At 56.9% G+C, this 18982-nt stretch carries 25 protein-coding genes and 1 tRNA gene; all 26 read right to left on the minus strand.

What is annotated here, in order from left to right; all coding sequences use genetic code 11:
• Positions 1–6: 6 nt before the first annotated feature.
• The 26 genes from ndk to ACFSR7_RS23120 all read right to left on the minus strand — a co-directional run bounded on the left by ndk (position 7) and on the right by ACFSR7_RS23120 (position 18907).
• The gene (gene ndk, locus ACFSR7_RS22995) at positions 7–450 is read right to left on the minus strand and encodes a nucleoside-diphosphate kinase (protein WP_378165624.1); all 444 of its coding nucleotides are present in this window, start codon (positions 448–450) and stop codon (positions 7–9) included.
• A 100-nt stretch (positions 451–550) separates the two neighbouring features.
• Positions 551–1525, minus strand: a complete 975-nt coding sequence (locus ACFSR7_RS23000) for a polyprenyl synthetase family protein (RefSeq protein WP_378165626.1) — start codon at positions 1523–1525, stop codon at positions 551–553.
• 15 nt (positions 1526–1540) lie between these two features.
• Positions 1541–2422 (minus strand): menaquinone biosynthesis protein, encoded by an 882-nt coding sequence (locus tag ACFSR7_RS23005; RefSeq protein WP_378165628.1) that lies wholly within the window; start codon positions 2420–2422, stop codon positions 1541–1543.
• Complete coding sequence (locus ACFSR7_RS23010) at positions 2412–3035, minus strand: UbiX family flavin prenyltransferase (RefSeq protein ID WP_378165630.1); 624 nt, start codon at positions 3033–3035, stop codon at positions 2412–2414. Before ACFSR7_RS23010 ends, ACFSR7_RS23005 begins: the two co-directional genes overlap by 11 nt.
• Entirely contained in the window at positions 3029–3904 is an 876-nt protein-coding gene (locus ACFSR7_RS23015) for a UbiA-like polyprenyltransferase (RefSeq protein WP_378124375.1), read from the minus strand. Before ACFSR7_RS23015 ends, ACFSR7_RS23010 begins: the two co-directional genes overlap by 7 nt.
• Entirely contained in the window at positions 3901–4620 is a 720-nt protein-coding gene (locus tag ACFSR7_RS23020) for a demethylmenaquinone methyltransferase (RefSeq protein ID WP_378166088.1), read from the minus strand. Before ACFSR7_RS23020 ends, ACFSR7_RS23015 begins: the two co-directional genes overlap by 4 nt.
• A gap of 5 nt (positions 4621–4625) precedes the next feature.
• Positions 4626–5504 carry a heptaprenyl diphosphate synthase component 1 gene (locus ACFSR7_RS23025; protein WP_378165632.1) on the minus strand — a complete coding sequence of 293 codons (879 nt, stop codon included), beginning with the start codon at positions 5502–5504 and terminating at the stop codon, positions 4626–4628.
• 100 nt (positions 5505–5604) lie between these two features.
• The gene (locus ACFSR7_RS23030) at positions 5605–6123 is read right to left on the minus strand and encodes a hypothetical protein (RefSeq protein ID WP_378165633.1); all 519 of its coding nucleotides are present in this window, start codon (positions 6121–6123) and stop codon (positions 5605–5607) included.
• Between the two features lie 85 nt (positions 6124–6208).
• Positions 6209–6433: a trp RNA-binding attenuation protein MtrB gene (gene mtrB / locus ACFSR7_RS23035; protein WP_378124372.1), complete on the minus strand. Its 225-nt coding sequence runs from the start codon at positions 6431–6433 to the stop codon at positions 6209–6211.
• Between the two features lie 115 nt (positions 6434–6548).
• Positions 6549–6625 (minus strand) — tRNA-Pro (locus ACFSR7_RS23040).
• Between the two features lie 137 nt (positions 6626–6762).
• On the minus strand, positions 6763–7143 hold the full coding sequence (locus ACFSR7_RS23045) for a LytTR family transcriptional regulator DNA-binding domain-containing protein (protein ID WP_378165635.1): 381 nt from the start codon (positions 7141–7143) through the stop codon (positions 6763–6765).
• Positions 7140–7262: a cyclic lactone autoinducer peptide gene (locus ACFSR7_RS23050; RefSeq protein WP_090112858.1), complete on the minus strand. Its 123-nt coding sequence runs from the start codon at positions 7260–7262 to the stop codon at positions 7140–7142. The genes ACFSR7_RS23045 and ACFSR7_RS23050 overlap by 4 nt, the downstream gene beginning before the upstream one ends.
• A complete protein-coding gene (locus tag ACFSR7_RS23055) occupies positions 7259–7783 on the minus strand; it encodes an accessory gene regulator B family protein (RefSeq protein ID WP_378165637.1) in 525 nt (174 codons plus the stop codon). The genes ACFSR7_RS23050 and ACFSR7_RS23055 overlap by 4 nt, the downstream gene beginning before the upstream one ends.
• Entirely contained in the window at positions 7773–8441 is a 669-nt protein-coding gene (locus ACFSR7_RS23060) for a hypothetical protein (RefSeq protein ID WP_378124369.1), read from the minus strand. The genes ACFSR7_RS23055 and ACFSR7_RS23060 overlap by 11 nt, the downstream gene beginning before the upstream one ends.
• A 283-nt stretch (positions 8442–8724) precedes the next feature.
• Positions 8725–8997, minus strand: a complete 273-nt coding sequence (locus tag ACFSR7_RS23065; protein ID WP_090112863.1) for an HU family DNA-binding protein — start codon at positions 8995–8997, stop codon at positions 8725–8727.
• A gap of 113 nt (positions 8998–9110) precedes the next feature.
• A complete protein-coding gene (locus tag ACFSR7_RS23070) occupies positions 9111–10097 on the minus strand; it encodes an ABC transporter permease (RefSeq protein WP_378124367.1) in 987 nt (328 codons plus the stop codon).
• Positions 10094–11611: a sugar ABC transporter ATP-binding protein gene (locus tag ACFSR7_RS23075; RefSeq protein WP_378165639.1), complete on the minus strand. Its 1518-nt coding sequence runs from the start codon at positions 11609–11611 to the stop codon at positions 10094–10096. Before ACFSR7_RS23075 ends, ACFSR7_RS23070 begins: the two co-directional genes overlap by 4 nt.
• 86 nt (positions 11612–11697) lie before the next feature.
• Positions 11698–12846, minus strand: coding sequence for a sugar ABC transporter substrate-binding protein (locus ACFSR7_RS23080; protein WP_378165641.1), 1149 nt, complete (start codon positions 12844–12846; stop codon positions 11698–11700).
• A 763-nt stretch (positions 12847–13609) separates the two neighbouring features.
• Complete coding sequence (gene spoIVA, locus ACFSR7_RS23085) at positions 13610–15088, minus strand: stage IV sporulation protein A (protein WP_378123256.1); 1479 nt, start codon at positions 15086–15088, stop codon at positions 13610–13612.
• A 259-nt stretch (positions 15089–15347) separates the two neighbouring features.
• Positions 15348–16100 carry a hypothetical protein gene (locus tag ACFSR7_RS23090; protein ID WP_378165643.1) on the minus strand — a complete coding sequence of 251 codons (753 nt, stop codon included), beginning with the start codon at positions 16098–16100 and terminating at the stop codon, positions 15348–15350.
• A 43-nt stretch (positions 16101–16143) separates the two neighbouring features.
• Positions 16144–16503, minus strand: coding sequence for a 2Fe-2S iron-sulfur cluster-binding protein (locus ACFSR7_RS23095; protein ID WP_378165644.1), 360 nt, complete (start codon positions 16501–16503; stop codon positions 16144–16146).
• Positions 16493–17116 (minus strand): nucleotidyltransferase family protein, encoded by a 624-nt coding sequence (locus tag ACFSR7_RS23100; RefSeq protein ID WP_378165646.1) that lies wholly within the window; start codon positions 17114–17116, stop codon positions 16493–16495. The genes ACFSR7_RS23095 and ACFSR7_RS23100 overlap by 11 nt, the downstream gene beginning before the upstream one ends.
• A 13-nt stretch (positions 17117–17129) precedes the next feature.
• Positions 17130–17423: a 2Fe-2S iron-sulfur cluster-binding protein gene (locus ACFSR7_RS23105; protein WP_378165648.1), complete on the minus strand. Its 294-nt coding sequence runs from the start codon at positions 17421–17423 to the stop codon at positions 17130–17132.
• A 29-nt stretch (positions 17424–17452) separates the two neighbouring features.
• Positions 17453–17632, minus strand: coding sequence for a DUF2768 family protein (locus tag ACFSR7_RS23110; protein WP_378165650.1), 180 nt, complete (start codon positions 17630–17632; stop codon positions 17453–17455).
• Positions 17633–17830: 198 nt separating this feature from the next.
• A complete protein-coding gene (locus tag ACFSR7_RS23115) occupies positions 17831–18451 on the minus strand; it encodes a nitroreductase family protein (protein WP_378165652.1) in 621 nt (206 codons plus the stop codon).
• Positions 18452–18631: 180 nt separating this feature from the next.
• Positions 18632–18907 carry a stage VI sporulation protein F gene (locus tag ACFSR7_RS23120; protein WP_378165654.1) on the minus strand — a complete coding sequence of 92 codons (276 nt, stop codon included), beginning with the start codon at positions 18905–18907 and terminating at the stop codon, positions 18632–18634.
• Positions 18908–18982: the final 75 nt, after the last annotated feature.

Genomic DNA, 18982 nt, shown 5'->3' on the forward strand with positions numbered 1-18982 from the left:
GTGTGCTCAAATCCAAACTTGAATGACTTTTTCGTAATCCAGAAGCTCGTCCTCGGTAAAAAAGATGCCGATCTCGCGAAGCGCATTGTCGTGGGAATCCGAGCCGTGTATCAAGTTGTAATTCGTATGTATCGCATAATCGCCGCGAATCGTGCCTGGCGCGGCCTCGATGCCGCTTGTCTTGCCGATCAGCTGCCGTGCGGCGGTGACGGCGTCATCCCCCTCCCAGACCATGGCGAATACGGGACCGGAAGTAATGAACGTGATGAGACGGTCGTAAAAGACTTTGCCCTTGTGTTCTGCATAATGCCGTTCGGCCAGTTCCGGCGTTACCCGCATCAGCTTGGCGGCGATCAGCTTCAGTCCCTTGCGTTCGAAGCGGCCGACGATCTCTCCGATCAGCCCCCGTTCGACGCCGTCAGGCTTTACCATGAGATACGTGCGTTCCATCATTCAACCCCCTATATTACGAAAGGCCTGTCCGGCGCATCCGCGGCATTTCCATCATTTTAACGCAGGCATTTCCATCATTTTACCACAATCGTGTCGATTAATAGCTTCTTTGCGCCACGAATCTCGCGATATCGGCCAAATTTTTGCGCGCGGGGATGGCAGGCAGCCCTTCAAGAAGCTTGAGTGCCTTGGCCATGTACCGCTCGGCAAGCGCTTCGGCCTGCCGGATACCCGCGCTTCCCCGCACGAGCTTGACTGCCGCACTCGAGTCCGCCGTACCGCCCGCCTCCTGAATGCGGGCGATCTCGCCCAGCAGTCGGTCCCGAAGCGCCGGCTCCTGCAGCGCGTACAAAACGGGCAGCGTAATATTGCCCTGTCTCAGGTCGCTGCCAGGCGGCTTTCCGATCGCCTTTTCCGTGCCGCATAAATCGAGCAGATCGTCCGTGATCTGAAAAAGCATGCCGACATTGTAGCCGTACCGGTACAAGATGTCGCACTGCTTTTTCGGTGCGCCCGCCGCCATCGCGCCCAGCTGGCAGCTGATGGCGATCAGCAGCGCGGTCTTGCGGCGGATGCGCAGCAGGTAATTACGCACGCTCTGATCCGTATTGAAGAAGTCGCGGATCTGCTCCATCTCTCCGATGCACATCTGAACGATGGCCCCGGACAGAATCTGATGGATGCGCGGATGCGCGAGCTCCGTCGCAATGACAAGCGACTTGCCGTGCAGGTAATCGCCGGTGAACATCGCGATGCGATTGTCCCATTTCGCCTTGACGGTCGGCTGTCCCCGGCGCGTATCGGCATCGTCGATGACGTCGTCATGCACGAGCGATGCCATATGGATAAGCTCGAGCGGCACGGCGACGCGCTTGAGCTGGTCGAGCGAATATTGACCGAACTTGCCCGACAGCAGCACGAACACCGGACGCAGGCGCTTGCCCCCCGCCTTCAGCAGGTGAAGCGCCGATTCGTTCAGGAGCGGCAGGTCGCTGGCGACGCTGCTCGCCAGTGCGTCCTCGATCGCCTGCAGATCGGATTTGAGTGAAGCGTAGAGCTGCATCAACTTCATATAGTCACCTTCGGTTCATTGTGGTGGGGCCGCTGGCGTCGCGACCGGTCCGGCCAAGCTCCATTCCTCGATCGCGACATCCTTTTCCAGGTGGCCGAGCTCGCGCGCATACTTGAAAAACAAGGACAAGCCTTCGCGCTGTCCCGCACCGAAATCGTGGTTCAATCCATCGAAGTAGCCTTTCCAATAGGCTTCGGTCCCGCCGACGGTGCGCAGCGCATGATCGATCACCGGCCGCATATCGCCGTAGGAACGCCGCTTGGAATCGACCAGCGCTTCGTAGATTTCTGCGATGTCCGCAAACTTCGCCGCCGCAGCTTCCCGCCTGACCGCCCATACGGCGAAGGTCATCCACATGCCCGTAAACCGGTACCAGCTGTCCGACAGATCGATGATCTTGTAGCCATGATTCTGCCAGGAGGCTCGAATGGCATGGTCGCCGATCAGCAGTGCCGCATCCGCATGCTTCAACATCGATTCGAGATCCGGCTCGGCCGATTCGTAGAACGGATGACCGCCGTGAAACTTTTCCATTAAAATTTTCAGCAAATTCACCGAGGTGGCCGACGTGGTCGTCATGGCGATCCGGCCGCCGTCCAATACAGTCTCAAGCGGCGACTTCAGGAACAGCAGAATCGACTGTACGGGACCTCGGGCGCTCACCGACAGATTCGGGAGCAGCACGTAGTCTTCGCTGTTAAGGCCATAAGCGAACGAGGAGATCGCCGCCATGTCGATCGCGCCTTCGCGCAGCCGCCGGTTAAGCTCTGCAGGCATCGCACGCACCAGTCGAGGCGCGCACCGGAGCAGCTCCGGCTCGAAATGATGGAATACAGGCCATACGTTCGTATAGTCGATTCTGCCGATCCGGATCGGCTCCGTTCGGTCATGATTCATTGCTCTCTCCCCATCTGCTGTATAAATGATGATCCAGACCCATGACGTCCATGATCTTGCCGGTCATAAACCTGACGACGTCGTCCAGCGACTGCGGCCCCTGGTAAAACGCGGGCATCGCCGGAATGATGCGCACGCCGATTCGCGCGAGCTTCAGCATATTTTCTAAATGTACGGCGTTCAGCGGCGTCTCCCGCGGCACCAGCAGCAGTGGGCGCCCCTCCTTCATGGCAACGTCGGCCGCCCGTGTCAGCAGGTTGTCCGAGCTGCCGTGGGCGATGGCGGAGAGCGTCCCCATCGAGCAGGGCACCACGACCATTCCCTCGCATCTGAAAGAACCGCTTGCGATCGCTGCGCCGATGTCGCCCGGCGGATAATAGACCAGTTCTCCGCCTTCCAGGCCGGCGAATGCCCCGGCAACCGAAGCCGAGCGCTTCGTCGCATCCCACCCCAGCTCCTCCTTGAGCACGCGCCACCCCGCTTCGGAGATGACCAGGTGTACATCGATGCCGGCTCTGAGCAGTTCCCGGCACAAGCTGATGCCGTAAGCGGCGCCGCTCGCCCCGGTAATCCCGACCGCCCAACGACGCGGACGTCCCCCCTGCCTTACCATGCGTGCACCAACACAAGGTCGATGAAAGTGAAAACGAACAATACCGTGCTAAGCACGCCGTTCATCGTAAAGAAGGCGGCGTTCAGCTTGCTCAAATCGTTCGGTTTCACAAGCTGATGCTCATAATAGAGCAGAACGGCTGCGATAATCGTGCCCGCCAGATACCACCAGCTGAGATCCGTCAACGCGAGCAGCAAAATGAAGCCGGCAAGCGTGACGACGTGCATGACTCTGGCGGTCATGAGAGCCGTGGCGATGCCGAAGCGCGCAGGGTACGAATGCAAGCCTTCCTTGCGATCGAAGTCGACATCCTGGCAAGCGTATATAATGTCGAAGCCGGTCGACCAAAGTGCGACCGCAGCGAACAGCACGACCGCCGGCCAAGTGATCGTCCCGGTGACGGCAACCCAGCCGCCCAGCGGAGCGAGCCCGAGCGTAAGGCCCAGCACAAGATGGCACGCCCAGGTAAAACGCTTGGTGTAAGAATAGATGACCGTCATAAATACCGCGATTGGCATCAGCTTGAGCGCCAGCGGGTTCAGCTGAGAGGCCGCCCAAAACAGCAGAACGAAGGAAATGATGACGAATAGCACCGCTTCGGATGACTTCAGCAACCCTGCCGGAATCGCTCTTCCGGCCGTCCGCGGATTGCGTGCGTCGATGGCTTTGTCGATGATACGGTTCAAGCTCATGGCCGCCGTCCGCGCGCCGATCATCGCCAGCAAGATCCAGCCGCATTGCGCCCAGGAAGGCAGCTCGCGATTGACGGTGACGGATCCCAGGATCGTACCGACGTAAGCGAACGGCAAAGCGAATATCGTATGTTCGAACTTAATCATTTCAAGAAAAATTTTCAACTTCCGAATCATGCCCGTTCATTCCCTTTCTTCCCCATATGCAGCGCTGCGACGCCGCCGGCCAGCGGATAGGCGCGCACTTCCTGCAGGCCCGCTTCCCTGAACATCTCGGCAAGCCTCGGCAGGTCGGGAAAATCGGCCAGCGATTCGGGCAACCAGCGATACTGGTCGTATTTGCGCGCCACGAGCTTGCCGAGCAGGGGCATCAGCTTTTTGAAATAAAAGTAGTAAATTGCTTTGAACGGCTGCCAGCCCGGCTTGGACATTTCCAGGCAAACGACTTGACCGCCGGGCTTGACGACGCGCTGCATCTCGGAAAGCACCTTGGCATAATCGGGCACGTTGCGCAGGCCAAAGCCGATCGTGACGTAATCGAATGTGCCGTCCGCAAACGGAAGCTCCATGGCGTTGCCCTGCACGAGCTCGATCTGCCTGTCCAGTCCTTTTTGTTTGACCTTCTCCCGGCCGACAGCAAGCATGCCGGCGCTGAAATCGAGCCCCACGGTCTTACCTGTGCCGCTGGCCTCTGCCAATGCGATGGTCCAATCGCAAGTACCGCAGCAAAGATCGAGCGAGGTCTCGCCGCTTTTAACGTTCATCTTGCGCATGGTGAACTTCCGCCACGCCTTGTGGCGGCGGAAGCTGATAATGTCGTTCATCATATCGTACTTCGGCGCAATACTCTCGAAGACGGAATGAACGTGATTCTGCTTGGACTTCGCATCCATTCTGGTCATCCCAACTCCTTGATAGCCGCGGCCGGCACCCACGTCGGTCCGTGAAGAAACGGCTCGATTAAACTTGCCAGCTCCGTCGCCAGCTTGTCTGACGGAATCTTGGGAAGCATCGCTTGAAGCTGTCCCGCAGACTGGCCAAGCAGCGCGACGAGCTTGTCCGCAACGCCGTACTTGTCCATCAGCTGTCGCAGCAGGCCGTGATCGTCAGCGCGCTCTTCAAGCGCCCGCCGGTCCTCGACGCTTCCTTCGCCCATCACATGCCACACGCCCCAGCTCCCGCTCAGCTCATCCGGACGTTGAAGCCGAACCAGCTCTTGAAGCAGCAGTTCGCACCGCGAAAAACGTTCGACGAGCTCGGGCCACAGCTTGGCGTACATGCCGCTCATCAAATGCCCGAAAGACATGAAAAGGCCGCCCCGGATCGCTGAACCGTAGCTGACGTATTCTTCGGCGTTCATGCGCATCTGCTTCATTTTGCCGTACAAGGACATCTTGATCCGATTCACTTCGCATACGGCTTCGCTGAGCCGCTTGACCGTCTCGATCTGACCGGCCTGCGACAGCAAATGATAAAATCGGCCGCTAAAATAGTCGCCCGCCAGCACCTTCATCTGTCTGGCCCGCATTTGCTTCGTTTGCGTTTTGGCGCCGCTCTCCTCGTTTTCGACCAGGTCGTGCGTATCGAGCCCCATCTGAACCAAGGACGTCGCGAGCGGATACAACTCCGCCTGTCCGCCCAGATCCTGCAGGTCCGCAAGCACGGCTTGAAGCAGACGGACGCGTCCTTCCGGGAACTCGGGCAGGTCCGTATGCCTAATGATCATATCGTATTCAGTATATTTGCGGGCCAATTGCGCGATCGGTTTACGTGTCATGTTCAGCCTCCGGAGTTGCAAAACGCGGGTGTCGTCGCTTTTTCAATTTATTAATTATAACATAACCGTTTACGCGCCGCATGAGACGCATCAACGTTCATTAAAATGCTAAATTTGCGAGCCAGGCCCGGCCGGCTGTCGTCCAGTTCAAATGAAAATCGGATGCCTGCGGCCCTTGCGACTGCATGGATTCATTGATTTCCAACCAATCCGCGGCTCTTAAGTCTGCGGATGCTAGCAGCACCCTGCCCTCCCCCTCCGGCACATAGATCCGAACGAGGAGTTGTCTCACATTGTTCACCCGCTCGAACGACGCCCTGGACAACTCGTAAATGTCCCCCAACAGCGCTTCGCTCCCCTTTGCGCCCGGCGCGACCGCCAGATCCACGCCCAAGATACCCGGCTCCCACCTGACGCGGTTTAGCGCATTTACAAGCGGCAAGGGATCGATCAGGTCAACGACGCCCTCGTCCACGAGCCGCTCGCTGCGAATCGGAACGAACAAGTCTCTCTTATCCGAACGGGAATGCTCCGGCCGCGTCGGCTGGATCAGACTGAGCAGTATAATGATGCATAAGCCGGCCGCAAGCAACGCAATTCCGCTCCACCAGTGACGCATCGCTATCCCTCCCGTGACCGGCCTTCGCTCCTTCCCATTGTATAAACAAAAAGGGCAGGCTATGCCTGCTCTCCGAGACATGCTTTTAGTTGTCCGTCTCGACAGTTCCGTACTTCGTCAGCACCGTAGCTTTGCCGCGGATCTTGATGGCGGACGTATGATCGGTGAATTGCGCGATCAGTACCTCGCCTTTGTCCAGCTTCTCCGTATGATGAAAACGGGTATCCTGTCCGCGCGTTAGCCCAATTACGTTAACGCCGCTCTCTTTGGCCTTGATGACGATATAATCCGCTTGAATCGGTAATTCCATCTGGAATTCCTCCTTGTCGTATGCCTAGCGGCTTCCTGCAACGATTAATGCCCCTATCAATAAAAACGGCTTCCCGGGTCAAAGCCGCGGGAAGCAGTCATGTTCACGTATGTAATGGTCGGAACGGCGGGATTCGAACCCACGACCTCACCCACCCCAAGGGTGCGCGCTACCAGACTGTGCTACGTCCCGGAATAATAGCGAACGTCAGTGATTATATCACGCTCTACGTCACGCATGCAAGCCTATCGTATTCGATCTTTGAATATTTTTGCGGCGATCGAGCTCGGGCAGCCGGCGGCGATGTCGCGTACCGCCGGCCATTAATCTTAAGCTTTGGAAGGCTTGAGATTCAGTTTGTAAACAGGCGCTTCGGAGCCTTCCCGCAGGAAAGCGACCAGGTCCTTGTGATGGGCCCTGGATACCGGCGCACTGATGCCGCCTTCGAAAAACACGCGCCCCAGATCTCCGTCGTAACGCTGGATTTTATCCGTCTGCACCAAGTAGCCACGTTCGACTTTTCGGAAGCCCTCGCCGGATAAATAGCGGTCGAATTCTTCTAGGGAGCTAAGATGGCTGAAGACGCCATAAGATGTCTGAAACTTGATAACTCCGTTCTCGATGAACTGGAACAGCACATCTTCAAGCGGAATCTCGACTACTTCAACCTCTTTGCCGCGGCGAATGGAAACCGGAATCAATTTGCTCATCTGCGGAGCTCCTTCGGCATTGTAGGTTTGTTCAGGAATACGTAGCAGCCCGTGAATGCGAACAAAGAAGCGACCGCTACGAGAAGGGAACCTACGACACTGTATGCGCGTTTTTTCATTTTTCTTCACCTCCTTCCTTAAATGGCAGCAGAAGCGTCTGAACGGCAAAAGTCAAAGCAAGCAGGTCGGATCGAATCCAAAGATTCGAAGCGACGATCGCAAGCCCGATCACCTTGAGAACGGGATAATGTCTCGGCTTGATCCAGGCGTACTTGTCGAAATTGGAAGGCGCGAAAATTGCCACCATGGCGAAAGCGAAGAGGGTCAGTCCGAGCGACCATGTGTCTGTGAGATGGATGTGGGGGATTAATGTCAATACAATCGTAGAACCGACGATACAGCCGACGTTGGAATGCAGGTGATACCCCCCCGTCGCGAGACGGAGGATCGCAAAGGAGACGATCACTGCCAACGTTGCCGCGGGCTCTCCCGTCACCGCGCCGAGCAGCAGCGTGACCGCTGCGATGAGAACCGTATTGACGATGATCTTGAGCGCGTATTCGATGACATCGGCAGAAGGCGCCTGAACGCCCGCTTCGGTCATTCTGAAGTTGAGGCCTTCCGAGTACTTACGCAGCATCCTCATTATCCTTCCTTAACGCGATATAGAGAAACGGAGGCAATGTCAAAAGGAATACGAGACTCGCATACACGACATAATCTTCGAATTCATTTCTGAATACGTAGGCCAGCACCATAAACGCGACGATCGCAGAAATGATGACGGCAATCAATGTCGCATTGGTTCCTTTGAACTCCAAATCGTGTCTCCTCGAGGTCGGCACGAAATCGAATCCCCAGTTAAACCGCTTGATAATGCGGGCAACGATGAACATGAATATAAAAGTAAGCAGCTGCGCCGACACGCTGATCGCTTCGTCATCCTTGATCGTCTCGACGGAAATCGAGTTGTATTGGCCGAGCGCCAGTATCGTAAGACCCTGCACGACAATAAGCAGAGACAGTCCTGCAAAATTCATGATGATCGAATAAAAAATCGGGACTCGAAACAAAATCCACAAAATGATGACATAAAGAAAAAATTGTATATAAGTCGAAAGGTTTACGGTCTCCGGATTCAATCTCGTAAAGTAGGAAACCTGGCTCATCATAAACGCAACGATCGATACGGTGATGAAGGCCCTCCTGTTGAGTCGGAATCGGAAAAGGGAAAACATGACCAGAAAAACGCCAAAGCATTCGATGGCGGCTCCAACTATGAATGGTACATAATGCATTGGCTTTGAGCCCCTTTTATCTAAAATACTATAAAACGATAAAATCATCCACCGCTGGAAGATATTATTTTACAAAATACATCCGAATACCTATTCTGATAAAATACTAACATTCGTGTCGATGCGTGTAAATCGCTTTATCGCAAAATATGAGGCCGACTCGCGAGGATCGGGAACGAACAGAAAAAGCCATCTTCGCCCGTCAAAACAGGCAAAGATGGCTTCCCTTGCGCAGCGTACGCGGCATGAGATATGTATCGCTCGCGCCAACGCTTAGGTCTTATTATTTAATTCCGTCCTTGAGCGCCTTCCCCGGCTTGAACGCGGGGATCTTGCCTGCCGGAATCTCGATCTCGTCGCCGGTCTGCGGGTTCCGGCCTTTGCGGGCGGAGCGTTCGCGGACTTCGAAATTGCCGAAGCCTACGAGCTGTACCTTATCGCCGGATTGGAGCGCCTCGGAGATGACGTCGAAAACGGCGTCCACCGCGGATGTCGCGTCCTTCTTGGAAAGGTCGGCAAGCTCGGAAACCTTCGCGATCAGTTCGGTCTTGTTCAATGCATTCACCTCCCATACGGACAACTGGCGTAGTATCTGTTTATCCGTTTCAACGAAAATTATACACATGAAAACGGCGGCGCCGCAAGCGGCAAGCCTTACAAACCCTTTATTTACGCCCTGCGGCGGCTCAAATGCACGAATGTGACGGTGAGCGCGAGAACGAGAACGGCCCCTTTGATAATATCCGTCGTGTAATATTGAACGTGCAGCATCGTCAGACCATTGATCAGGATGCCCGTCAAAACGGCCCCCACAAAAGTCCCGATAATGTTCGGACGGCCCGCTCCGAATACGGAGTAGCCGACGAATACGGCTGCGACGGCATCCATGAGCATCGGCGCGCCGGCGTCGATCTGGCCGGACCCGACGCGTGCGGTATACAGAATGCCGCCGATGGCTGCAAGAACGCCGGATGCGACGTACGCCCAGGCGCGAACGCGGCGCACTCTGACGCCAGACAGTCTTGCGGCCTCTTCATTGCCGCCGGTCATCGTCGTCTGACGGCCGAAGCGCGTATACCGGAGAAATACATGCGCCCCGATGACCGCGAGAATCATCAGAATGACCGGGAAGGGAACGCCGAACAGCTTGCCTTGTCCGATCCACAAAAAATCGGGATTCATGACGCCCGGCGCCTTGGTGCCGTCCTGGAACTGCATGTTGTTGTATATAGAATAACCCTTCGTGTAGGTCTTGTGAATGCCGCTCACGATGTACATGACCGCCAAGGTGGCCAGGAGGTCCGGAATACGGACCTTGACGATCAGAAAGGCGTTAAGCAGGCCTACGGCGGCTCCGATGAGCAGCGGCACGATCAGTACGACCGCAAGCGGCAGCTCGTACCAGATCATCATCGTGGCCGTCGCGACCGTCGTCAGGGATACCGTCGAGCCGACGGACAAGTCGAAGCCGTCCACCGTAAGCGAGATCGTCACGCCGATCGCCACAAAGGTCAGAATCGAGATCGAACGCAAAATGTCCACGAGATTCGAATACGTGAAAAAGTATTCGTTGCGCAGCGAAAAAAACAGGATGACGAGCCCGATAAAAATAAGCGCGCCGTATTTGTACGAAAATTGCAACAGCCGGTTGTTCACGCCAGATCCTCCTTGCCTGCGCTTGCATAATAAAGAAGCTCTTCCATGGTGACGCCGCCCCGGGCGAACTCTTTGACGATCGCGCCGTCGCACATCACGAGGATGCGGTCCGCGAGCCCCAGCGCTTCGGCGAATTCGCAGGTCAGATACAGGACGCCCTTGCCCGCCGCCGCCAGCTCCCCGATGATGCGGAATATATCCCGCTTCGCGCCTACGTCCACGCCTTTGGTCGGCTCATCGAACATAAAGACTTCGGCGTCGGTCGCCATCCATTTGCCGATGGCGACCTTCTGCTGATTTCCGCCGCTTAAATAGCCGACAAGCTGGCCCGTCGAAGCCGTGCGGATGCCCAGCTGTACGATCGTCCCTTCCGCATGTTTTCGCTCGGATAACCTGGAGAGGAAGCCGAGCGCACCGCTAAGCTGCTTCAAAATCGGCAAGCTCAGGTTATGAAGGACCGAGGAGCCGACGAGAATGCCTTCCTTTCGGCGCTCCTCCGGCACGAGGGCGATGCCCGCACGCACGGCGTCCGCAGGAGAGGCGAGCTTCGCCGTCTTGCCGGCGATTTTCACCTTGCCCCGATCGGCGGGGTCCGCTCCGAACAGCAGCCGCGACAGCTCCGTCTTGCCCGCGCCTACAAGGCCGACGACCGCGACGATCTCGCCACGCCGAACGCTCAGGTTCACGCCCCGGACGCGGTGTCCGGCAGCGACGTCCTCGACCTCGAAAAGCGTCTCTCCGATCGGCACGTTCGCCTTGGGGTATTCTTCCTCAAAGCTGCGGCCGAGCATGGCGCGCACAATATCGCCCGCAGCGACCTTGGAGGCCGGCTCCGACAACACGACGTTGCCGTCGCGCATGACGGTAATCCGGTCGCTGACTTGCGTAACCTCGTGCAGCCTGTGCGAGATGAACACGATGCCGATGCCTTGCTTTTTAAGCCCGTCCATAATGCCGAAGAGCCGGCCCGCTTCTTCAAGACTGAGCGGGGCCGTAGGCTCGTCGAGAATAACGAACTTCGCTTCCTGCACGAGAAGCCTGGCGATCAGCACGATCTGCTTTTCCGCCAGCGTAAGCTCGTCCGCCCTGCGCTTGACCGGGATACGCGATCCGATCCGGGCGAGCACCGCCTCCGCTTCCCGGCTGATGGCGGACCAGTTCATCCACATCGCGCCTTTGCCCGAGGCGATCCGGTCGAGCATCATATTCTCCGCCACGGTGAGGTGGGGTACGAGCGACGTATCGACTTCCTGGTAGACGCAGTGAATGCCTTCCGCCTTGGCATCCGCCGGCGACGCAATGGACAGCTTCCGTTCTCCGATCTCGATCGTGCCGCCGTCCGCGGCGTAGGCGCCGGACAATATTTTCATCAACGTGCTTTTGCCGGCTCCGTTCGCGCCCAGCAGGGCGTGAACTTCCCCCGGACGCAGCGTAAAGTCCACGCCGCCCAGCGCGCTCACGCCGGCAAAGGACTTCGATATGTTGCTCATCGCAAGCTCTCCGAAGACGCTCATATCCGCTTCTCCTTTCGCATTTTCTTCCGATCGCAATACAGGACGGCGCGGTCAGAATCCCGCGCCGTCCTTGTCCCTACCCTATTTTACTTGGCGCCGACGGATTGCTCAAGCGCCTTGAGGTAATCCGTGTTGCCCGTGTCGCTCGCGCCCCATCCGTCCACGTATTGGGACAGATCGGCTGTCGTTACTTTTTTGTCTGTCGGCAGCGCGTCGCGGCTCACGTATACGGAGTCCAGTTGAACTGTCGGAGGCGTATCGTCGCCGTGCAGCTTTTGGTACAGGTAACGGACTTGAACTTGACCGATCGAGGCCGGATCGACGGCCGCGGAAGCGACCCATGGGCTCGTCGGATCTTGAATCAGCGCAAGGTCCTCGTCGCTCAGGTCGATGCCGTAGATCTTGATCTCGTCGCGTCCGGCTTGCTTGACTGCGTTGGCCGCGCCTTTAGCGAATTCGTCCCAAGCCGCCCAGATGGCCGTAATGCTGCCTTTTTCCGGATATTGCTTCAAAATGGCTTCGGTCTTCGTCTGGGCATCGAGTTGTGCGCCGTCCGCAGTGCCGAACGCTGTGAGTTCCTTAATGTCAGGGTTGGCGTCCAAGAAAGCCTTGTAGGCGATCTGACGGGATTCCATCGGCGGGAAGCCGGCAACCCAGATCTTCACGATGTTCCCTTTGCCGCCCGAATCCTTCGAGAGCGCTGCGAGGGTCTGCTCAGCCATTTTCTGATCGTTTTGCGCGATGCTCGTGACGCCGGCGTTGGTCAGACCGGAATCGAACGCCACGACCGGGATGCCGGCCGCGATCGCCTTGTCCACGCCGCCGGTCAATGCGCCTGCGTCGCCGTGGTCGATCAGAATGCCGTCGTACTTCTGGGTGACGGCTGCGTCAAGATTCGTGGCCATGACGTCAAGCTTATTATCGGAAGGAATGACGGTAAGTTGGCCGCCGAACTTTTCGACTTGCTTCTTGACACCGTCAACGTATTGGGCGGAGAACGTACCTGTGTTCAAACGCATGATGAGCGCGATCTTCTTGCCCTTAAGCGAGTCAGCGTCTCCTCCGGCGTCGGATGCGGATGGCGATGCCGATTCCGATGCCGAAGCGGACGGCGATGCCGGTTCCGAGCCGCTGGATGCGGCATTGTTGTTGTTTTTGTTGCCGCAAGCGGCCAGGAGCAGAACAAGCGCCATGGTCAGCGCGAGCCAGGTCCCAAAACGAAATTGCTTTTTCACTAGAAATGGCCTCCCTAATCTATTAAATCATTTTGTAAAATTAATATAATTCAACATTCCCAAGTATGTCAATTGGTTTTTATGATTATAGTCATATATAAATCATACAAGAATTCATTTTAGGCGAACGATGTCGATTTAACAAGAATAAAATATGAATTAACGGTAAGATCAACCGTCAGGCGTTCTCCCGGCTGCCGCAATCAATAAAAAAATAGATCAACCAGACATCTCTGGTTGACCTAATAATACGAAACCGCCTGAGGCAGATCATCCTGGCGGCCCTTTTTTGTTTGGCGAATATCCGAAACTGGCGTCGCACGGAAAACGGTCGATGTTTTGTTTAGCGAATATCCGAAATTGGCGTCGCGCGGAACACGGTCTTGTCTCGTCCGAAAACCGTTCCCATTGGCCCCCGTATTGTCGCAAGCGTCTTTCTTTCGCAGAAATGCCTGCAAATTTACATCTTTTTAAGCTGATGTAGCTCCGATTAAACAGGATAGATGCAAAAACGCAGTTAATTCCCTTCACCCGTCCGATTTCCGGCTTGCGCTTTATATTTACCTGTATATTTGCAGGCATTTCATCACGTGTCGCTCATCGGCAGAAAATACATGTACAAATGCAGGTTTTTTAACCGCCTAATTGTCGAAAGCTCCGGTATGACAAGAATGCTTCATTGTCCGCGAACGGCCGCCGAATATACACTTCCTTAGCTTCTAAAAAGCCGCGCGCCATAAGCGGCGCGCGGTCCTTGGTCCATTTATAGGATAATGGCGATGAGTCCGCCCGAGCCTTCGTTGATGATGCGGCCCAGCGTTTCCTGCAGCTTGTAGCGGGCGTTGTCCGGCATCATGGCGATCTTGCCCTGGATGCCTTCCCGTACGATGGAGTGCAGCGAGCGCCCGAAGATGTCGGAATCCCAGATCTTGATCGGATCCTTCTCGAAGTCCTGCATCAGATAGCGGACGAGCTCCTCACTCTGCTTTTCCGTGCCGATGATCGGCGCGAATTCCGATTCGACGTCGACGCGGATCAGATGGATCGAAGGCGCAGTCGCCTTGAGCCGGACGCCGAAGCGCGAGCCCTGCCGGATCAGCTCCGGCTCGTCGAGTTGCATCTCCGCCAGCGTCGGCGCCGCGATACCGTAGCCGGTCGTCTTCACCATCTCGAGCGCCTCGGCGAAGCGATCATACTCCCGCTTGGCGTGGGAGAATTCCTGCATCAGCTGGAGCAGATGGTCTTTGCCGCGAATTTCCGTGCCCACGACCTCCTGCAGGATCCGGTCGTACAATTCGTCCGGCGCGTACAGATCGATCTCGGCGACGCCCTGGCCCATGTTGAGACCGCTGAGACCCGCACGATCGACGAAGTCGTATTCGAGGAATTGCGAGACGACGCGGTCCACGTCGCGCAGGCGGCGAATGTCCCGGACGGTGTCCCGAACCGAATTTTCGTAGCTCGAACGCAGCCAGTGCTGCTCTTGCAGCACCATCACCCAGCTCGGCAGATTGACGTTGACTTCATGAACGGGGAACTCGTAAAGCACCTCGCGCAGAACGCCGAGCACTTCGTCCTCGCCCATCGACGCCACGCTCAGCGTGATCGCCGGTATATCGTATTTGGCCGCAAGCTCGGCGCGAAGCGCCAGCGCTTCCTCGCTTTTCGGCTTTGTCGAGTTGACGATCAGCACGAACGGCTTGCCGACCTCCTTAAGCTCTGCAATGACGCGCTCCTCCGCCTCGACGTAGGAGCTGCGCGGAATCTCCGCGATCGTTCCGTCGGTCGTTACGACGACGCCCAGCGTCGAATGCTCCTGGATCACCTTGCGCGTGCCGATTTCCGCCGCTTCCTGGAAAGGAATCGCTTCCTCGAACCAAGGCGTCGTAATCATGCGAGGTCCGTTTTCGTCCTCGTATCCTTTCGCTCCCTCGACGGCATAGCCGACGCAATCGACTAGCCGCACGTTGACCTCAAGGCCTTCGCCGACCTTGATCTGAACGGCGTTGTTGGGCACGAACTTGGGCTCCGTCGTCATGATCGTACGGCCAGCCGCGCTCTGCGGCAGTTCGTCGACCGCCCTGACGCGGTCGGCTTCATGTGCGATGTTCGGCAGCACGACCGTCTCCACGAATCGTTTGATAAAGGTCGATTTGCCTGTCCGGACGGCGCCGACGACCCCGAGGTAGATGTCGCCGCCCGTACGCTCGGCGATATCTTTGAAAATGTCCACTTTTTCCACTTAGATTCCCTCCCCTTCGTAATCGCGAAGCCTGCGGTTCCGTCAGCGCGACGGACTCGTACATGAACTTGGACTAGTATCATTGTATGTGCCATGCCTGCGAATATGACGACGGTTCATAATTTTTGAAGCGCCCCGCGCGCCGTTCGCTCATCCAAATGATCATATGACAGGAAAAGGGCGCCTATGTCCGAAGAAGCAACAAAAAAACCGTTCCGCAGGCGGAACGGTTCGGCTTGGTGCGCATGGAGGCGCAGCCTTATTTGAGGAAAGCCCGGGGCTCGCCGTCCACCAGACGGTAAACCGGCGATTTGACCGGTACGTAAAACGATTCGTCAGCCAGCAACGCCCGCAGATCTTCCGTCTCGCCTGGCTTGGTCTCGGATTTCTCCAGCGCCTTGACGATATCGATCCCGTAATCCGCGTATACGGCGCTTCCGGGATCGATCATCAGCTCGAGCACCCGTCCGGTATACATGCTGCGGATCGCCGGATCGTCGATGCCCAGCGCTTTGTAGTCGATCCGGCGGAAGTCCGGGTAGATCTCATCCGCAACCGGCTGCTTCCCTTTGTGCTTCAGCACATAAGCGTTCACCTTGGACTGCACCGTGCCGATCGACTGATAGACCGCGAGATCCAGCAGCTTCACCTTCGGATCGCTTTCTTCGTCGATAATGAGAAATTGGCCGGAGCCGCCGCTCTCAAACGCTTCCTTGGGAATATCGGTTACATACCCCATTCGCTTCAGCTTGGCGAAGTCGAGACGGAATTTCTCGTATTGCGGCGTACCCTCCGAAGCATTTTCGATCGGCAAAAGTCCCGTGTCCTTGCGGTAGCTGTCGACGGCCGCCTGTATGGCGCTCACCGACTCTTTGGCAGACACCTGGTTCGATGGCGTATATTCGTCCGGGTACAAGCAGCCTGCCAGCGGCAGCAACGCTAGCGCACATACCAGCATAGCAGCTCGCTTAGCCGCCAGCCGGCCGTTTTTAATCCATAGCGATCTGTTCAAATCCAAAAGCCCCCTATGTACGCCGTCTCTCGCGGCTTGTCGTTTACCATAGATCGTCCGATCGCTGACGTTCAAGCTGCCTGCGCACGGCCGCCTTAAGCGGGTCTTCGGGAACCTCGACCCGAAGGGAGCGCCGGACACGCGACTGGCAGGACAGCCTTACGCCCTGCTCCAGCAGTGGACCGAGCTTGCGTCGCTCCGCCTCCGTAGGCGGCGTAAGCGCATCCCCGCAAGTCGTCGGCACGCTTACCTTGCACATCAGGCAGCCGGCGACGCCGCCGCACCTCGTACGCACCGGCGCTTTGGCCCGCCTGGCTGCATCAAGCAGCGTCGTGCCGGCTCTGACGTTTACGGTCTGTCCTTCCGGTCCGAACTCGACCTCGCAGCCGCCTTTATCGCCCATCGTCCGTTTCCTCCTCGGGTACCGCGGCCGTCAGACGCCAAAGCTCGCTCAAGACGTCTTCGGACAGCGATTGTCTGGCCGCGAGACGCTCAAGCGCAGGCAAATGCGCCTCCGGCTCCTCCCGAATGAGCCGGGCCGCCTCGAGCGTGCGGTCCTGCCGCTCGCGCAGCAGGTTAAAAATAAGCTCGTGCCCGAGCGGCATAAGACGAATAGTCGACTTGCCGTCCGGCGGGATCCAGTCGTTCCCGTGCGCATATAAAAAAGCGTCGACTTCGGTCGAATACCGAGAGCCCTGGACCCGAATCTCGAAATCCCCCACTAAATCGATCGTGACGCCGCCATACCGGTAATGGGACAATAACGAACGGTAGCGCCCTGTTTCGTCCCATTCCTGATCGTCAATGGCCCAACCGGCAAGCCGTTCATGCAGCGCCGCCGCCGCGGCAGCATCCGCATAAATATCCAGGTCTCTCGGCGCCGAAGCAAGCCGCGCCCCCCGAAGTGCAAGCCCGGCGCTGCCGCCGACCACCCATTTTGCGCCGCACTCCCCAGTCGCCTCCGCGATCGCGGACAGTGCATTCAGGATGTGCTCTCCGGCTCCTTCTATCGGCATGTCCTTCAGCTCCTTAGAAGTACGTCCGGTTGACGGCCGAGATTGTGCCCGCCGACTCGACGCGCGCCTGACAGCCGAGTCGATAGCCCGCATCCAGCTCTTCCGGCCCGAGACGGTCCCATTCGGCGTCGGTCGACTCCTCCAGAAGCGCGCCGCCTTCCGTGACGAGACAGCGGCAGCGCGCGCAAGTGCCCCTCGAGCAATTGAACTGCCAATCGACGCCTGCGCCGAGCGCAAGCTCCAGCAGTGTGGCGCCGATTCGCGGCTCCAAGCGCGACTCGATCGTTCTACCTTTAAGCGTAAGCATAATCAAATCCCCCGGCCTGATTCATGTTGTCAAATGATCGATATAAGTCCGCATACCATGCCGACAAGCAGCATGATGAAGGCGACGAAGGAAAGCCCGAAACGCAGCGCGCCCTTGGTCTTCGCCCTGGCGAGCATAATCAGCACCGCCGATAAAACCATCAGTCCGATGCCGACGAACGACACCCACATTTTCATCATCGGATCCATAGCTAAATAACAGTCCCTTCCTAAACCCTGCAGCCTTATGTATGGCAATGACCGTCACGCGAAAAAGGTCGCGAACAATCGTCAATCCAATGCTATAAAACGGAACATATTATACCACATTCTTCAATCACATTCGCCTTTCGTACGCAAAAATGACGAAAACCGCCGTTGCATTGCTTCGGCGGCGTCTCTCGTTCATTACTTGAAAATCTTGATTCTTTCCTCGAGCGGCTTGAACGTTTTTTCTCCCGGCTGCGCGACCGGTTTGCCGAACGGCATCTGCGCGATCAAAGACCAGCTGTCGGGCAGTTTCCACGTGCGCTTGACCTCTTCGTCCACGAGCGGATTGTAATGCTGCAATGAAGCGCCGAAGCCCTCGGTCTCGAGCGCCGTCCAGATGACGAATTGATGCATGCCGGAGGAATGCGCCGACCACTTGGGGAAATTGTCCTTGTAGGAAGCGAACTGCTGCTGCAAGCCTTCGATAACCGTCTGGTCCTCAAAAAACAGCACGGTGCCGTAGCCGGCGGCGAAGGCGTTCATCTTCTCTTGCGTCGCTTTGAACTGTTCGGGATCGGAGACGACTTTGCGAAGCGTCTCTGTCGTAATGTTCCAGAACTTCTTGTGCTCCTTCTTGAGCAGCAGCACGATTCTGGCGCTCTGGGAGTTAAACGAAGACGGCGTATGCTTAACCGCTTCCTTAACGATCTCCTCGATCCGCTCGTCCGGAACGATCGCTTCGTCGCTGATGCCGTAAAAGCTGCGACGATGTCTGACGGCTGTCAAAAAGTGGTCGCGGACGCTCGTATCCATCGTCATGGCAGTGCGTCTCCCCTTCCTTATTCCGTTTGGATTAATACTGCTTCAGCTTGCCCCATTGTTCGAAATCGATGAATGGAATGCTTCGCCAACCATCACCCGTGACCGATCGACAGCGCGCGACATGCGAAAAAGCCCCGCTCCCTGTATGGGGGAGAGAGGCTCACGCGGCCAGGGCTTTTATTTTTTAAGCATCATTTTCATAAGTCCCTCAAGATTGCCAATGTTAAAACCGCTCTTTTTGACGGCGCCAACGATCTCCTTGATCGTCTCCTCCGACACGGGCACGCCTGCTGTGCTCGATACCTGCTTGATCAGCTGGCGGAGCTGCGCTTCGCTTTGCATGATGTCCGGGGACACCTTTTGCGCGATTTTTTTGAGCGACGATTCCGATACGGGCTTGCCCGTCTTCTTGCTCACTGAATTAAGAACATCCTTGGAGATCTTCTTGTCCATGCTTCCCCTCCTCCGCAAATCATGCTCTATATTCTATGAGGCACGAGGGGCGGCGGTGTGGGCGGGCCTGAAGAC

Source organism: Cohnella sp. GCM10020058, assembly GCF_042683485.1.
In the GTDB taxonomy this organism is placed as follows: Bacteria; Bacillota; Bacilli; order Paenibacillales; family Paenibacillaceae; genus Cohnella.

Bases quoted from the DNA above. Each gene is read 5' to 3' on its own strand.
- ACFSR7_RS23030 (WP_378165633.1), bottom strand. From the start codon at position 6,123: ATGCGTCACTGGTGGAGCGGAATTGCGTTGCTTGCGGCCGGCTTATGC.
- ACFSR7_RS23045 (WP_378165635.1), bottom strand. From the start codon at position 7,143: ATGAGCAAATTGATTCCGGTTTCCATTCGCCGCGGCAAAGAGGTTGAA.
- ACFSR7_RS23010 (WP_378165630.1), bottom strand. From the start codon at position 3,035: ATGGTAAGGCAGGGGGGACGTCCGCGTCGTTGGGCGGTCGGGATTACC.
- ACFSR7_RS23115 (WP_378165652.1), bottom strand. From the start codon at position 18,451: ATGACGATGGATACGAGCGTCCGCGACCACTTTTTGACAGCCGTCAGA.
- ACFSR7_RS23025 (WP_378165632.1), bottom strand. From the start codon at position 5,504: ATGACACGTAAACCGATCGCGCAATTGGCCCGCAAATATACTGAATAC.
- ACFSR7_RS23120 (WP_378165654.1), bottom strand. From the start codon at position 18,907: ATGGACAAGAAGATCTCCAAGGATGTTCTTAATTCAGTGAGCAAGAAG.
- ndk (WP_378165624.1), bottom strand. From the start codon at position 450: ATGGAACGCACGTATCTCATGGTAAAGCCTGACGGCGTCGAACGGGGG.
- ACFSR7_RS23060 (WP_378124369.1), bottom strand. From the start codon at position 8,441: ATGCATTATGTACCATTCATAGTTGGAGCCGCCATCGAATGCTTTGGC.
- ACFSR7_RS23095 (WP_378165644.1), bottom strand. From the start codon at position 16,503: ATGGGCGATAAAGGCGGCTGCGAGGTCGAGTTCGGACCGGAAGGACAG.
- ACFSR7_RS23015 (WP_378124375.1), bottom strand. From the start codon at position 3,904: ATGATTCGGAAGTTGAAAATTTTTCTTGAAATGATTAAGTTCGAACAT.
- ACFSR7_RS23110 (WP_378165650.1), bottom strand. From the start codon at position 17,632: ATGGATCCGATGATGAAAATGTGGGTGTCGTTCGTCGGCATCGGACTG.
- ACFSR7_RS23100 (WP_378165646.1), bottom strand. From the start codon at position 17,116: ATGCCGATAGAAGGAGCCGGAGAGCACATCCTGAATGCACTGTCCGCG.
- ACFSR7_RS23055 (WP_378165637.1), bottom strand. From the start codon at position 7,783: ATGCTGCGTAAGTACTCGGAAGGCCTCAACTTCAGAATGACCGAAGCG.
- ACFSR7_RS23075 (WP_378165639.1), bottom strand. From the start codon at position 11,611: ATGAGCGTCTTCGGAGAGCTTGCGATGAGCAACATATCGAAGTCCTTT.
- ACFSR7_RS23105 (WP_378165648.1), bottom strand. From the start codon at position 17,423: ATGCTTACGCTTAAAGGTAGAACGATCGAGTCGCGCTTGGAGCCGCGA.
- ACFSR7_RS23005 (WP_378165628.1), bottom strand. From the start codon at position 2,422: ATGAATCATGACCGAACGGAGCCGATCCGGATCGGCAGAATCGACTAT.
- mtrB (WP_378124372.1), bottom strand. From the start codon at position 6,433: ATGGAATTACCGATTCAAGCGGATTATATCGTCATCAAGGCCAAAGAG.
- ACFSR7_RS23000 (WP_378165626.1), bottom strand. From the start codon at position 1,525: ATGAAGTTGATGCAGCTCTACGCTTCACTCAAATCCGATCTGCAGGCG.
- ACFSR7_RS23020 (WP_378166088.1), bottom strand. From the start codon at position 4,620: ATGGATGCGAAGTCCAAGCAGAATCACGTTCATTCCGTCTTCGAGAGT.
- ACFSR7_RS23050 (WP_090112858.1), bottom strand. From the start codon at position 7,262: ATGAAAAAACGCGCATACAGTGTCGTAGGTTCCCTTCTCGTAGCGGTC.